Origin of the sequence: Arenibacter catalasegens (assembly GCF_002909235.1) — a bacterium.
GTDB lineage: Bacteria > Bacteroidota > Bacteroidia > Flavobacteriales > Flavobacteriaceae > Arenibacter > Arenibacter catalasegens.
The window spans coordinates 108,677-122,054 of sequence record NZ_PHQQ01000002.1; the positions used below are offsets into that span (position 1 = coordinate 108,677).

The following is a 13,378-nucleotide window of genomic DNA, read 5'->3' on the forward strand; positions in this document are numbered from 1 at the left end:
AAAATCTTTATATGAGGACAACAGCAAATAAACTACCCATATTGGCTTCTGTTTTTTTATGGATCGGATTTGTGGGAGCCATTAGCTTTATGGAGGCCTGGTTAAAATTTCAAGTGCCTGCGCTTACGCTGCCTGTGGGACTGGAGATTGGAAAATTAGTTTTCAATGCTCTAAATAAGGTAGAATTAGTCTTGGCGATTATCATTTTGCTAAAATTGCACAGTGCATCGGAGGGAATTTATTTATGGAGAAATCTCTTTTTTCTTATCCCATTGACCATTCTAATTTTTCAGACCGTAATTCTCCTGCCCATCCTTGATGCAAGGGCCATAGCGATTATCGAAAATGAATCCATTACCGTATCCAAGGCCCATATATATTATGTTGGTCTGGAGATCGTCAAGGTAACATCACTATTCATCTATGGCATTAATATTAATAAAACCTAAACCATGTTGGACATTATTCAGAAAATAACAGAGAAATACCAATCCCATGGGGAAAATCCTGAAACCTACCTTCAGGGGCTGCTACATGCAAAACCAATCACCTATTGGGATTATGTTGAAGTGGACACGCTACTCTCCCTTCAAAAACCACGCACCAATTTTAAGGATGAGTCCATTTTCATCATGTATCATCAGGCCACCGAACTATTTTTAAAAATGATGCTACATGAGCTACAGCAAATAACAGCTGAACCAACACCAACCTTTAAATTCCTTACCAATAAACTGGATCGCCTAATAAAATACACCTCTATGCTGATCACTTCCTTTGATATTATGACGGTGGGCATGGACTATGATGATTACAATACATTTCGCGCTACCCTAACCCCTGCCAGCGGTTTTCAATCGGCGCAATTTAGGTTTATAGAACTGCATTGTACTTCCTTGACCAACCTGATCAGCATTAGGAAGAAAAGCCATCTATCTGCTTATCCAGATTTAAGGGAGTGTTTGGAACATGTTTATTGGAAAGACGCCGGGACCAATCCCAAAACAGCTCAAAAAACATTGACGCTAAAACTTTTTGAGGAAAAATATTCCAAGCAGTATACAGAAACCGCTAAAAATTTAATGGGCAACACCTTAGAGGACAAGCTTGCACAACTGCCTTATATTCCAGATGCCCTAAGAAAGAGACTTCGCACGTTTGACAAGCTTTACAATATTGAATGGCCCTTGGTCCATTTACATACCGCCGAACATTACTTAGATAAAAAAGGGCAGAATAAAACTGCTACAGGTGGTTCTGAATGGAAAAAATATTTACACCCAAAATATCAGCAACGTAAATTTTTTCCAGATTTATGGACGGAAACAGAAAAACAAAACTGGGGAACAAATAACAAATACGAAAATCATGGAAGTTTTGAACAAACCCGAATTGACTCACCTGCAGGTAGGTGAAAATTTAAAAATACTACAAATCAAGGCCTTGTCCGGTATGGACATGCCTATGCATCACAGCACCAAAGAAGCGGTCATTGTGGTGCTAGAGGGTGAGGCTATCCTTAAAACGAAAGATGCTGATTATACTTTGAAGAAAGGATCTTCAATGATCATTCCAGCAGGACTGGAACACAGTCTAGCCGTACTTAAAGAGTTTCAGGCTGTTGCCATTATGGCAAAAGATTCTAATATAAATTTTAACAATTGATAATCATGGAAAATTTAATGACCAAAAACATTGGGGAAATAGTAGCGGAAAACTATCGCACTGCCCAAATATTTAAAAATCATAAAATAGATTTTTGTTGCAAAGGCAACAGAAGCATCGTAGACGTGGCTGAAAAAAATAAGCTGGATGTCAATCTCCTTATAAATGAAATTGAAACTGTACAGGATCAAAAGAACGACAACAATATCGATTTTAAAACTTGGCCCTTAGATCTTCTGGCGGACTATATAGAGAAAAAGCATCACCGTTATGTGGAGTCCCAATTGCCCATTTTAAATCAATATCTGGCCAAACTATGCAGAGTCCACGGAGAGCAACATCCAGAACTGCTGGAAATTACCGCACATTTCAACAAATGTGCCGGAGAGCTTGCCATCCATATGAAAAAAGAGGAACTGATTGTTTTCCCTGCCATTCGTAAAATGATCCAGAGTAAACAACACGGAAATCCATTGGCCGAACAACATTTTGGCACTATTCAGAATCCAATACAAATGATGATGGAGGAACATGAGAACGAAGGCGATCGCTTTAGGCTAATAGCAGAGTTAAGTGATAATTACACCCCTCCCGAGGACGGCTGTAATACCTACCGTGTAACATTTTCCCTCCTACAGGAATTCGAAGAAGATCTGCACCAGCATATTCATTTGGAGAATAACATTCTCTTCCCAAATGCTATAGCCCTAGAAAAAGAGTTAAACCAATAAATTGTGTCCCAAAGGACAATAGTATGATTATGGAAATAGGCAGGCAAACCAATTCGGCACGGATTAAGACTCTACTCATTCCCCCCTGACGTGCCGTCTTGGTTCCTGTTTAATAGACGATACTTAAAGCCCCTTCAATAAAAGTGTCCACTCAAGGTAATTTAGATTCTAAAAATGAAATAATGACTATGAAAACAAAACCTATTAAAAGACACAAGGCCTTACAGCCTTTGAGCAGGGACCATCATCAAGGCTTACTATTATCTTGGAAAATTAGAACGGGCTTTGCCAAGGGTATCTCTATAGAACGCATAAAGAACTACATAGACTGGTTTTATAAAACCCATTTAAGTCCACATTTTAAGGTGGAGGAAAAATACATATTTCCCATTTTGGGGAATGATAATGTATTGGTCAAAAAAGCCATTGCCCAACACCGAAGGCTGCACCGGTTATTTAATAGCAATTTGGAAATAGAAAAGTCCTTAAATCGTATAGAGGAGGAATTGGAACAACATATACGGTTTGAAGAACGCGTGCTATTTCATGAAATTCAGAAGGTAGCTACCGAACAACAATTACAATTCATTATGGATCATCATAACGAAACCACGTTTTTGGACAGCACCACTGATAAGTTTTGGGAATAAAAACGAAAAAATGAACATTATGAAGCTTTACAATCAATTGCTAAACGAGTTTAAAAGGGAACAAACAGGATATTCCACCATTGCCATTATTGGCCAAAGTTGTATTGGATCTGTTGCTGCTATGGTTCTTCTTATGAACCATATGCCCACCATAATCAAATTAACGTTACTTTTCCTAGTTACCATTTTCTGTATGGCCTACAATGGTGCCGTTTTGGCCAGACTGAGTGCCAAAATAACCTTTAACCTACTCGTTTTAAGCGTATTTTTCAGTATCATAACCATTATTGGAAACCTTATTTAAAAATAAATGGAGCAGGAGAAGTATACCTTTACGTATATCGACGAATTTGGGGATAGTAATTCTGCCGATTTCAGACTAAACGAATATCATAGCCTAATGGAACTTCTTTTTGACAAATACCTACAGGAATGGGGAGATTGTAAAGGTAGGGCCTGGTGCGGAACATGTCACATTCAAATTCTTGAAGGCTCTTTAAGTTCAAAAATGCAGCACGATGAAAAACATACCTTGTACAAACTGGATGGTGCCTCCGTACAAAGTAGATTGGCATGTCAAATTCCTGTCAATGCGGAGTTGCACAATATGGTTTTTAAAATAATAACAGAAAATGATTACGGAACCAATTAATTAGTGGACCCACGAGAAGTAGAAATTATAGATACTAAGAACACCCGTTGCCATTTAAAAAAGAATAATTATCACCAACTAAAAATTCAACCAACTACCTTTGTAATCTGCCCAAAGAATTAAATTAAACGTATGTCATTAAAATCGGAAATAAAAACAAGACAGGATGTTAATCTTTTAGTGGTTAATTTTTACGCCAAAATCAGAAAACACCCAACATTGGGACCCATTTTCAATGGCATAATCAAAGATTGGGACAGTCACTTGGAATTGCTTACCGATTTTTGGGAGAGCCAATTATTGTTACAACGAAAATACATGGGCAACCCCATTGTAGTCCACCAAGAGGTAGACGAGAAAATGAACCATACTATAACCCCCGAACATTTTGGACTTTGGTTAAACGAATGGTTCGCCACCATTGATGAACTTTTTGAAGGAGAAGTGGCATGGATAGCCAAAAACAGGGCCCAAAAAATGTCTACCATGCTCTATATGCAGATATACGAGCATAGGCAAAGGAATAAGAGTGATTAAAGCTTGGACTTTGGAATGTCGCCCTTGGATTGCCAAAGTAGCAGTATCAAAGCAATAGGAATTAAAAAACTGCCTATGGCCAAGAGTCTTAAGTACCCTTCAAATAATGGCCACCCCAACCAGGCTGCCATCCCCTTATAAAAAATAAGCACCTCCGTTATTGCAAAGCCCATCAAATAAAATATATAGCTGTATTTGGAAAGCTTTATCAATCCAAATAGTTCCATAAAAAAGAACAGGCCTAAGGTTATGACCCCCAAAAAGGTCCAATGCAAATAGCCTATGGTAAAATCCAAAACGGTTGAAGCCAAATTGGCGAAGTAAGGCATTGCCGTGAGCAATTGCAATATCATTTTGACAATCAATAATGCGGCCCCCAATTTTAGAATGCCAAATTGAAAATTGGATAAAACAGCTTGCAATACCAACCTGTTTCCATAACAGATTTTTATCAAGATACCCAAGCCGATCAATTGTAAAAATGCACCCAACCCTCCCAAAATATAATATATCAATTCTGGCCCTATCCATAGGGTAGACAGAAAAAAGCTCAATACAATTCCTAAAACCGTTGTCCAGAAAAAGTTCCTAAAAGCCCTGTGGGAAATAATAATTTGCTGTTGTTCCAACAGATAAAAAAGGAGTCCGGCCAACGCCAGTATCATCCATCCATTATATTGAAAATGTAGGTAAAAGTAGATGGCCAATCTATACCATATAGATTCGGGTCCCAAAACGGTCATAATGCCACCTAGGGCCCACGGTCCAAGACTGGAACCTATCATAAACCAGAGGGCCGTCTTTACACAGCTATAGGCTTTGGTATTCTTTATGGAATTGGGAGCATTTTTTATAAAAAAAGCGGAAAACCAATAGGACGCTAATAAAAATAAGGTCGAAAAAACAATGGAAAACAAGGCATATCCTTGAAAGGGAAAGGATAGCAACATACCCAACAAACAAATCTGTGTAAACCAAAAAATCCTTCGATATTTCCTTTGCAGCTCATCCTTATTCAAAAAAAGATGATATAACAAGGTGGTCAACGCAATATATACCCAGCCTAAAAGGGCTATATGGGAATGTGTATGGACTATAAAGCGGTAATTGACCGGTATTGGCACTACCACAAAAGTGCGCAATACAACCCCCAGGAATGCCGCCAATAAAAAATAGCTTAATGATACTTTAATATGGAACCTAGTGTTAAGCACGCTTTATAGGGGTTCTTCCAAAGGTACTATTAAAAATCCTTTCTTTTAGCTACATAACTTAATCGCCAAACAGGAATTATAGTCCATAGCAGTAGCATACATATGGACATGACAAGTCCCCAATTAGTGCCAAAAAACTGCTTAAAAATAGCTCCGGTATACCCTAAGAGAGCGGAAATATCCAGTTTTAGCAATATTAAAGTTCTGGATAGATCTATTGGATTGAACATGGTAGCCACCAAAGAAAAACTGTCCAGGGGATATTCTTCAAAAACGATCAAAGACATTAAAAATAATCCGTCATATATCACTGCCAAAAACAACCAAGCTAATACGGCATATCCAAAACCCTTGATCCTATTTTCGTTAGATAGGGCAATATTAAAAGCAACCGCCGTAAAGATCAAAGTTAAAAATGCTCCTGTAATCAACAACAATGAAAAATCCCAAATGGCATTACTCTCAAACAAGCCGTATAAGGCAAAGGGAATTCCTAGACCCAAGACTAGGCTCATAGTAAGCGAGCCTGCTACTCCTAAATACTGCCCCAAAAATATGGACGACCTTTTTATTGGCTGTGCCAAAAGGAGCTCTGTAAATTCCTTGGAGTTGTAATAGTACATAACCCCAAATATGGTTCCTATTAGGGGCACCAGTACTATTATAACATTCATTAAGGTAATAACGGCTTTGGACAGCTCGTTGTTCAAAAACAACAATACAAACCCCAACAACAGATAGAACAGGAAATAAACATAACTCCATCTGCTCCGCATTAGGTCGTAAAAACTGTATTTTAGTATCTTAATCATGCTTATTGTGAGTTGATATTGCCGCAATGGCATGTTCAAAATTGGTTTGTCCTGTTTTGGTCTTAAGCTCGGCTATAGTTCCCTTAAAGTAAATTTCACCTTCAAGTAGGTAAACAACCTCATCGGAAACCTCCTCAACAAATTGCATAATATGGGAGGTAATTAAAAAGGTTTTGCCTTTGGCCTTTTCTTCAGCAATAAGTTGCTTGAGGCGAATCAGTGCCATGGGATCTAGTCCATTGGTAGGTTCATCCAAAATAATCAAGGGACTATCAAACATAAAGGTTAAGACAATATTTACCTTTTGTTTGGTTCCTCCAGAAAGATTGCTCAGCTTTTTATCCAAAAAAGGTTCCAATCCAAATAGACTGATAAGCTTTTGCTCATCAGTGGGTTTTTGCCGAATGTCCTTTATCATTGCTATTAATTCCTTAACCTTTAAGTTTCCTGGGAAATTGGCAATTTGGGGGAGGTAATTTATATCCTGACGATACTTCCACTTATTTTTGATCTTTGAAGCCATTACTGAAATAGTCCCTTTGTTAGGAATCACCATTCCCAGAATGGTCTTGATCAGCGTTGTTTTACCAGAGCCATTGGGCCCAAGGATTGCAAAAATACCGCCTTGGTCGATATCGAGTTCCAATCCGGACAAGACTTTATTTTTGCCAAATTTCTTATATAAACTTTCAACGTGTATCATTTAATTTTTTTCATTAACGGTTTTGCATCTACTAATTCATCTGGTGTAAATACTGGGGATACTTTCTCCGAAAAATCAATAATATCCATAAATAAACTACGCAACAGAATAATAGTTTCAGGGGTTCTGTTTACGATATATGAAAATAACTTCACAGGTCTATAGGGAATGTCACCGGTGCCGTTCCTGTCCAGGTCATAACCTGTATAGTTGCTCCAATAGTTTTCTTCGAAAATATTATCGTTCAAATTACTGTTGTAGGCTAGATCAAAGGAGTTGTACATAAAGTTATTATGGGTAAAGGTGTTTGTGTAACAGGCTCCCCGTACCTTAATGGCCCAACCATTTCTTATAAAGCTATTTTTTGAATAATTTATCCTGTTAGATCCTTCAATGCTGATGCCTATAGTATTCTCTTCAAAAGTATTGCTTGAGATTTCGGCATCATTTATTTCTTTCAACAACACTCCAAATGAGGCGGTACCCCAATTTTTCTTAAAAGTATTGCCCAACATTTTTATTCTTTTGGAAAACATTACCGCAACTCCTGCCCCGTTATTTTCAAAAGTATTGTCCCTATAAATGTCATCATTTGAAAACATAAAATGCAGACCATATCGAAGGTTGTTGGAACTAATATTATTTTCAATTGTTATGTTGTCAGAGAACTCCAAGTAGATGCCATCCCGTACATGTTGAACTATATTATTCTTAACAACTATGTTTTGGGAATACCATAGCTGTATGCCATTGCCAGAATTGTATTCATCTACAGCATCACCGGTAACTTTATTGTTTAATACTTTTCCGTTCTTGCACTTTTCCAGGTAAATGCCGAAAAACAACTTCTCCAGTACCACATTCTGTATCAAAAAATTTTCGCTCTTCACTACCCTTATTGCGGCATAATCTGCCGTGTAACTGGTACCGACGTTAATAATAAACAATCCGTCTATGGTAACATTATTTGAAACTATAGTTATAATCTCCCCTTGATCTTCACCATCAATTACGGGATAGTTTTCCCCAATTATTGTCAAGGGCTTCCCTATTTGAATATTGAATTCCCGATAGGTTCCTTTTTTAATTAGAAGAGTATCAAAATCTGCTGCCGCAGCTACGCCCTCCTTAATGGTCTTTACCTTACAGGAATTACAGACCGTTATGGTCTCTGCCCATAAATGATTACTTAAGACTAGCAATAAAAGACCGAAAAGGATACTTCTTTTTCCCATTATCTAATAATCAAGAATTTGGAGTCTTTCTCGGCCAACACCCAATGTGGTACTTCTTTGGGGAAACTAAAGTGTTGTTGTCCTTTAATGGGATAGGATTTACCATTGATATGAAAGATAATTTCCCCTTCCAAAACGATCAATTGCGCATCTGTAGGAGCAATATGTTCAGGAAAAATCGCCCCTTTTTCCAAACTGATGTTCAATATTTCCAAAACCTCAGTTTTCACCAATTTATTTACCTGAAGCTTATTGTATTCCTGATTTTTTATCTGATCGCTAATGACGTACATAACTGTTGTTTTATTTTAGGCATTAATTTTTTAATGCTCAGGGTCCTCGTGGAAAAATGAAACTTATCTATCCTGGTTCTGGTTACCCTTGCTTTTATAATTTTATGGCACCATGCTACTGCCTATAATTGAAATCTAAGTTTTAATTGTTCCCAGGTCATTAAGTCCCCATCATAAGTCAATAGAGCATCTACTGCCGCCTTCTCGCTTTTAAAGGCTGTTAAAAATTCACCCATCGGACTTGGAATACGATTACTTTTGAGATAGGTTGCACTGGTAGCATCTATTAATTCACCAGGTTGATCGTAGTCGTTGACCAAATAAAGGATAATTTGTTTATTGCCTATATCCTTAAGATGATTTAACATACATTCACTGGAATCGAACTTAAAGACTTTACCTTTGTCCGTAACAATTTCGGCTGCATGTTGCCTATCAACAATGGTCATACTACAGAAATGACATCCATCAGACCCATAGGCTATGGGTTGGGGACCAATACTACAGGAAGTTGCAAATAATAAGAATAAAAACATAACTATTCTGTAGTACATCATACCTTCAAATTTTTAAATTTATGCGGCCACCGCTTCTTTTGATTCCTTTTCTACCACCGACTTCTTGCTCTTCCAACCTAAATATGAGGCTACCAAAGTAAGAGACATTCCAACAAACATCATATAGCCACCAGTACTTGGAAGTGAAGTTACATCAAAATTTAACATCTTTTGATTCCCAAACAATGGCGGTTTATAAGTCATTGGCGTTCCATCCTCATTAATCACTTTTATTATGGCGTGTGGATCTAAATTGGAGCCATAGTCGGTTAACCATTGATTAAAATCGTACATGCCCAAGATTCCCAAAACAGACATTAGTAGAAACCAGCCCAAAAACAATTTGTAATCTACTTTTCCCAAAAAGCCCAACAGCCCAATTAATACTCCAAAGGCTACCATTCCGATAATAATCATAGGAAAAGTATCAAATTCCCACATTTCACCAGGTTTGGGTATGGTCTTCATACCTATATAGTGATTGAGTCCGTCTATATTCTGCAAATCAAATTCAGAGACTCCCTGAATTCCTGAAATATGTATATTCATACCCAAGGGCTCGGGATATTGCGGTGCCCCCAGCATGATGTTCCATAAAGGAAAGGCAAATAAACCCAATAATAACAATGGGCCAATAATCATTAATAAACTTGCTTTTTTCATTACTATGGTCTTTATAAGTTACAAATCGAAAAATGTCTTGGATGGTTGTCCTCTTTTTCAACTTGTTAAAAAAGCGGGCAGTTTCATAAACCAAACCCGCTTTTTCTATTAAAAACTAAAAATAAGTGAAGCTAATCGCCAAGGGACCAAGAAAGTTCTAGATTGGAACTTGCTGGTGAAACCCTAACATAACCTTGCATCTCTTGGTGCAGTGCCGAACAGAAATCGGTACAATAGAATGGCCATACCCCAACTTGCTTGGGTTCCCAAATTATTGTCTTGGTCTGCCCTGGCATAACCAACAATTCCGAAGTGTTGGCCCCTATCATTGCAAAGCCGTGTGGTACATCAAAATCCTGCTCTTGGTTCGTTATATGAAAATAGACCTTGTCACCCACCTTAACTCCTTCAATGTTATCCGGAGTAAAATGACTTCGTATTGTTGACATGTAAACATGAACATCTTTACCTTCACGTACCACTTTGGCATCTGTTGCGCCCAAGGTGGCATAGGGATGTTTGTTTTCTGCCAGTTTATAAATCTTTTGCGATTTTGGAGCTAAGAGTTCCGCAGGGATTCCTGCTGCATAATGTGGCTCACCATGTGTGGGGAAATCATAAATAAGTTCCATTTTTCCACCCGATATATCATATAATTGGGCAGAATGCTCCAATTCTGGACCTGTAGGCAAATACCTATCCTTGGTAATCTTATTCATGGCTACTACATATTTACCAAATGGTTTTCTAGAATTGCCTCCGGGTATCATTAAGTGGCCAACAGAATAGTAGGTAGGTTTTCTATCAATAACTTCCCAAGTACCCAGTTTCCACATAACTACCTCTGAAGAGATAAAGAAAGTAGTATAGGCATTACCCTCCCCATCAAACTCGGTATGTAATGGTCCAAGACCACCACTTTTTACAGTTCCGGCAAGCACGTCCTCAAATTTTAGGATGGGAATGCCATAGGCTTCACCATCAAACTTTTTGCCTTCAATGGCAGCAATCATTTTATCAAAAGAATGAACCGTTAAATCAGCTGACAGTTTTCCGTTACCAATAATATATTCCCCAGAAGGATCTACATCACAACCATGAGGTGATTTTGGAGTTGGCAAGAAAAACACCGCCCCCGGTATTTTGGTAGGGTCTACTGTAAGTACTTCTTTCATCATAGTAGAAGTAGCCGTGTGCGTTTCATCACTGTACACATTATGTGCATAATTAGCTGGCATTTTTGTTCCACCTCCGTTGTTTACATACTCTTCAATTTTTTTCCAATTGATAGCTGCAATAAAATCCTTATCATTTTGCGAAGCATTTACCTCTAATAGGGTATTGGCCTCCTCTGTGTTATAGGTAGTAAAGAAGAACCAACCGTGCGATTTCCCCCTCCCTGGATGTGATAGGTCATAATTGAATCCTGGCATCAATATTTGAAACTTAATATCCATTCGACCATCTTCTGGATCTACACTAATAAAAGAAAGTGCTCCCTTAAAATTGCCTTTGTAATCCTTAATGGGCATATCGGCTTGAGGCACAGGAACCGAAAAACGGGTTCCAGCTACCACATACTCCGTGTTTTCCGTAATAAAGGAAGAACTGTGATTACCAGCACTATTTGGCACCTCTATAATCTCAGCGGTTTCAAAAGTTTTAAGATCAATTCTTGCTATACGGGGGGTATTGTTACCATTTATAAAAATCCACCTTCCATCCAATACACCATCGGTCTGACTGATATCCGGGTGGTGAGAATCATCCCAAGGCACAAAACCGAAAGAGGTGTTCAACATGGGCTTGGTCTCCTCCGAATAGCCGTAGCCAGAGGTAGCAAATTGTGAAAACACCGGAATTTCCTTGAACATTCGTCCAGAAGGTAAGCCGTAAACTGTTAGGTTACCGCTATATCCACCAGACATAAAAGCGTAAAACTCGTCATGTTCCCCTGGCGCCACATAGACTTTTTCGGCATTGCTCGAGTTTAATGCTCCGGAAGAACCTTTACCTTGGTTACCGTTACCACAACTAGTCAATAGCGCGGCAAAGCCCAAGAGTCCCAATACTAAATAGGTATGCTTTTTCATTATTTATAATTTAATTGATTATTGAGTTTTATAATTATTCTGTAGGAGGTAACATTACCTTATCTACCACATGTACTATTCCATTGCCGGCTGGTATACTGGCAATAATTTTTGCGCCACCAACAAAAACATCATCACCTATTACTTCAACAATAGTGTTCTGATCATTTGCCTGTCCCAATTTTTTAAACTTCTTTAAAAAATCCTTGCTATAATTGCCGGCAGTAACATGAAACTTTAAAATATTTGCCAAAGCATCTTTATTCTCCGGTTTTAAAAGGTCTGCCACAGTGCCTTCCGGTAGGGCGGCAAAAGCCTCATTGGTAGGGGCAAATACCATTAGCGGTCCTGCATTCACCAAGACGTTTTCCAATTCCGCAGCTTGTACAGCCGCCACCAAGGTGGTATGGTCCGGGGAGCCTATGGCTATTTGTAATACATTGGGCGTAGAACCATCATTCTCTATAAAGGCTTGTCCCTGTTTTTCCACTTCCTCCGTTCCAACATTGTCCTGAGTTGGAGAAGATGCCGTCTTTGCTTCATTTTTACAACTGAACGCAAGGCCCAGCATCAGAAATGATACGATCAATAATTTTATATTGGTTGTTGGTAACATAGTTTTGTATATTTTAATATTATAAGGTTCTAAAGTATTCCAATACTGCTCTGGCCTGTTCTTCGGTTAGACCTTGATTGGCCATTGGAGCGCCGTTGAATTCGGCCAATAAGGCTTTTGCCAAAGGATCTTCCTTAACCATAACTTCAGGATTCAAAATCATGTTCATGACCCATTCTGGACTACGTCTTTCCAAAACACCGTTTGGTGGAGGTCCGATGAACTTCTTACCTACCTTATGACAGGCCAGACACATTTGGTTGTAAACTTCCTCGCCTTTTTTAGCCATTTCCTGATCTATTTCGGCCGCCAAGGTTACGGAGGTAATGGGTCCAACTCCCTTATTGCTCAAATCCACGGTTTCCGAAGCCTTCGTTGCATCTGCCGCTGGAGCTGGTGCAGCTTGCTCGGTTGTCGTTTTTGCCCTGTCTACACTAAAACCTTCTTTTTTCTTTTCTTCTTTACCCCCACAGCTCATCATCAAAACTGAAAATAGAACTGCGCTACTCTTTAAAATTATTTTCATCTGCTTATCATTTAATTGTTATAGGTCACTTGATTATTAATTAATTGTACTTGGCAAATCCATGTCAATAAAATTGTCAATTGTACTAATCGATTATTCGTTTTAACATTTCATTTGGACAAAATTAGGCAGCCATTGAAACAAAAAACATGATAAAAATCATATTAAGGATAAAAATGTCCTTTTTTAAAATTATAAGGGAAGTGAAATCTATATACAGCTTCTTTTTAGAGAAACAATCTTTTAAATAAACTTCAAATAGTTGATTATAAATAGCTTACCTAACCACCTATAAAAACTCAAGAATCAGAGGGATATGGAAATAGCCCTGATGCATATGGCATTTAAATCTTTTATATATCTTAGTGAAAGTACTAAACCAGAATTATTGGAATGAAGGACCCAATATGATTTAGGGCTATTTCGGAATT

The 13,378-nt window shown here is 38.2% G+C and carries 18 protein-coding genes; 8 read left to right on the top strand and 10 right to left on the bottom strand.

Annotation, left to right across the window (positions count from 1 at the left end; all coding sequences use genetic code 11):
* Nucleotides 1–11 precede the first annotated feature (11 nt).
* From CWD90_RS02315 to CWD90_RS02350, 8 genes are all read left to right on the top strand, one after another.
* Nucleotides 12–449, top strand: coding sequence for a hypothetical protein (locus CWD90_RS02315; protein WP_103474324.1), 438 nt, complete (start codon nt 12–14; stop codon nt 447–449).
* A gap of 3 nt (nt 450–452) precedes the next feature.
* Nucleotides 453–1,415, top strand: a complete 963-nt coding sequence (locus CWD90_RS02320; protein WP_103474325.1) for a tryptophan 2,3-dioxygenase family protein — start codon at nt 453–455, stop codon at nt 1,413–1,415.
* Nucleotides 1,393–1,665 (top strand): cupin domain-containing protein, encoded by a 273-nt coding sequence (locus CWD90_RS02325; protein ID WP_239986436.1) that lies wholly within the window; start codon nt 1,393–1,395, stop codon nt 1,663–1,665. The genes CWD90_RS02320 and CWD90_RS02325 overlap by 23 nt, the downstream gene beginning before the upstream one ends.
* A 5-nt stretch (nt 1,666–1,670) precedes the next feature.
* On the top strand, nt 1,671–2,396 hold the full coding sequence (ric, locus tag CWD90_RS02330; protein ID WP_103474327.1) for an iron-sulfur cluster repair di-iron protein: 726 nt from the start codon (nt 1,671–1,673) through the stop codon (nt 2,394–2,396).
* A gap of 188 nt (nt 2,397–2,584) precedes the next feature.
* Entirely contained in the window at nt 2,585–3,046 is a 462-nt protein-coding gene (locus CWD90_RS02335) for a hemerythrin domain-containing protein (RefSeq protein ID WP_103474328.1), read from the top strand.
* A gap of 10 nt (nt 3,047–3,056) precedes the next feature.
* Nucleotides 3,057–3,350 carry a hypothetical protein gene (locus CWD90_RS02340; RefSeq protein ID WP_239986437.1) on the top strand — a complete coding sequence of 98 codons (294 nt, stop codon included), beginning with the start codon at nt 3,057–3,059 and terminating at the stop codon, nt 3,348–3,350.
* Between the two features lie 6 nt (nt 3,351–3,356).
* Complete coding sequence (locus tag CWD90_RS02345) at nt 3,357–3,698, top strand: 2Fe-2S iron-sulfur cluster-binding protein (protein WP_103474329.1); 342 nt, start codon at nt 3,357–3,359, stop codon at nt 3,696–3,698.
* A 132-nt stretch (nt 3,699–3,830) separates the two neighbouring features.
* Nucleotides 3,831–4,235: a group III truncated hemoglobin gene (locus CWD90_RS02350; RefSeq protein ID WP_103474330.1), complete on the top strand. Its 405-nt coding sequence runs from the start codon at nt 3,831–3,833 to the stop codon at nt 4,233–4,235.
* Here CWD90_RS02350 and CWD90_RS02355 read toward each other — a convergent pair.
* From CWD90_RS02355 to CWD90_RS02400, 10 genes are all read right to left on the bottom strand, one after another.
* Nucleotides 4,232–5,401: a hypothetical protein gene (locus CWD90_RS02355; protein WP_239986438.1), complete on the bottom strand. Its 1,170-nt coding sequence runs from the start codon at nt 5,399–5,401 to the stop codon at nt 4,232–4,234. The genes CWD90_RS02350 and CWD90_RS02355 overlap by 4 nt on opposite strands.
* A 77-nt stretch (nt 5,402–5,478) precedes the next feature.
* The gene (locus CWD90_RS02360; protein ID WP_103474332.1) at nt 5,479–6,261 is read right to left on the bottom strand and encodes an ABC transporter permease; all 783 of its coding nucleotides are present in this window, start codon (nt 6,259–6,261) and stop codon (nt 5,479–5,481) included.
* On the bottom strand, nt 6,254–6,964 hold the full coding sequence (locus CWD90_RS02365) for an ABC transporter ATP-binding protein (RefSeq protein ID WP_103474333.1): 711 nt from the start codon (nt 6,962–6,964) through the stop codon (nt 6,254–6,256). Before CWD90_RS02365 ends, CWD90_RS02360 begins: the two co-directional genes overlap by 8 nt.
* Complete coding sequence (locus tag CWD90_RS02370; RefSeq protein WP_103474334.1) at nt 6,961–8,199, bottom strand: nitrous oxide reductase family maturation protein NosD; 1,239 nt, start codon at nt 8,197–8,199, stop codon at nt 6,961–6,963. The genes CWD90_RS02365 and CWD90_RS02370 overlap by 4 nt, the downstream gene beginning before the upstream one ends.
* Nucleotides 8,199–8,492: a cupin domain-containing protein gene (locus tag CWD90_RS02375; RefSeq protein ID WP_103474335.1), complete on the bottom strand. Its 294-nt coding sequence runs from the start codon at nt 8,490–8,492 to the stop codon at nt 8,199–8,201. Before CWD90_RS02375 ends, CWD90_RS02370 begins: the two co-directional genes overlap by 1 nt.
* A gap of 122 nt (nt 8,493–8,614) precedes the next feature.
* Nucleotides 8,615–9,049 carry a nitrous oxide reductase accessory protein NosL gene (locus CWD90_RS02380; protein WP_239986439.1) on the bottom strand — a complete coding sequence of 145 codons (435 nt, stop codon included), beginning with the start codon at nt 9,047–9,049 and terminating at the stop codon, nt 8,615–8,617.
* An 18-nt stretch (nt 9,050–9,067) separates the two neighbouring features.
* Nucleotides 9,068–9,712, bottom strand: a complete 645-nt coding sequence (locus CWD90_RS02385) for a hypothetical protein (RefSeq protein ID WP_103474336.1) — start codon at nt 9,710–9,712, stop codon at nt 9,068–9,070.
* A 131-nt stretch (nt 9,713–9,843) separates the two neighbouring features.
* Entirely contained in the window at nt 9,844–11,805 is a 1,962-nt protein-coding gene (nosZ, locus tag CWD90_RS02390) for a Sec-dependent nitrous-oxide reductase (RefSeq protein WP_103474337.1), read from the bottom strand.
* 34 nt (nt 11,806–11,839) lie between these two features.
* Nucleotides 11,840–12,421 carry a fasciclin domain-containing protein gene (locus CWD90_RS02395; RefSeq protein ID WP_103474338.1) on the bottom strand — a complete coding sequence of 194 codons (582 nt, stop codon included), beginning with the start codon at nt 12,419–12,421 and terminating at the stop codon, nt 11,840–11,842.
* 19 nt (nt 12,422–12,440) lie between these two features.
* Nucleotides 12,441–12,947: a c-type cytochrome gene (locus CWD90_RS02400; RefSeq protein WP_103474339.1), complete on the bottom strand. Its 507-nt coding sequence runs from the start codon at nt 12,945–12,947 to the stop codon at nt 12,441–12,443.
* Between the last annotated feature and the right edge of the window lie 431 nt (nt 12,948–13,378).

Coding starts and splice junctions, on each gene's coding strand:
- CWD90_RS02380 (WP_239986439.1), bottom strand. CDS start 9,049: ATGATGTACTACAGAATAGTTATGTTTTTATTCTTATTATTTGCAACT.
- CWD90_RS02345 (WP_103474329.1), top strand. CDS start 3,357: ATGGAGCAGGAGAAGTATACCTTTACGTATATCGACGAATTTGGGGAT.
- CWD90_RS02375 (WP_103474335.1), bottom strand. CDS start 8,492: ATGTACGTCATTAGCGATCAGATAAAAAATCAGGAATACAATAAGCTT.
- CWD90_RS02385 (WP_103474336.1), bottom strand. CDS start 9,712: ATGAAAAAAGCAAGTTTATTAATGATTATTGGCCCATTGTTATTATTG.
- ric (WP_103474327.1), top strand. CDS start 1,671: ATGGAAAATTTAATGACCAAAAACATTGGGGAAATAGTAGCGGAAAAC.
- CWD90_RS02400 (WP_103474339.1), bottom strand. CDS start 12,947: ATGAAAATAATTTTAAAGAGTAGCGCAGTTCTATTTTCAGTTTTGATG.
- CWD90_RS02350 (WP_103474330.1), top strand. CDS start 3,831: ATGTCATTAAAATCGGAAATAAAAACAAGACAGGATGTTAATCTTTTA.
- CWD90_RS02320 (WP_103474325.1), top strand. CDS start 453: ATGTTGGACATTATTCAGAAAATAACAGAGAAATACCAATCCCATGGG.
- nosZ (WP_103474337.1), bottom strand. CDS start 11,805: ATGAAAAAGCATACCTATTTAGTATTGGGACTCTTGGGCTTTGCCGCG.
- CWD90_RS02365 (WP_103474333.1), bottom strand. CDS start 6,964: ATGATACACGTTGAAAGTTTATATAAGAAATTTGGCAAAAATAAAGTC.
- CWD90_RS02340 (WP_239986437.1), top strand. CDS start 3,057: ATGAACATTATGAAGCTTTACAATCAATTGCTAAACGAGTTTAAAAGG.
- CWD90_RS02360 (WP_103474332.1), bottom strand. CDS start 6,261: ATGATTAAGATACTAAAATACAGTTTTTACGACCTAATGCGGAGCAGA.
- CWD90_RS02395 (WP_103474338.1), bottom strand. CDS start 12,421: ATGTTACCAACAACCAATATAAAATTATTGATCGTATCATTTCTGATG.
- CWD90_RS02335 (WP_103474328.1), top strand. CDS start 2,585: ATGAAAACAAAACCTATTAAAAGACACAAGGCCTTACAGCCTTTGAGC.
- CWD90_RS02370 (WP_103474334.1), bottom strand. CDS start 8,199: ATGGGAAAAAGAAGTATCCTTTTCGGTCTTTTATTGCTAGTCTTAAGT.
- CWD90_RS02315 (WP_103474324.1), top strand. CDS start 12: ATGAGGACAACAGCAAATAAACTACCCATATTGGCTTCTGTTTTTTTA.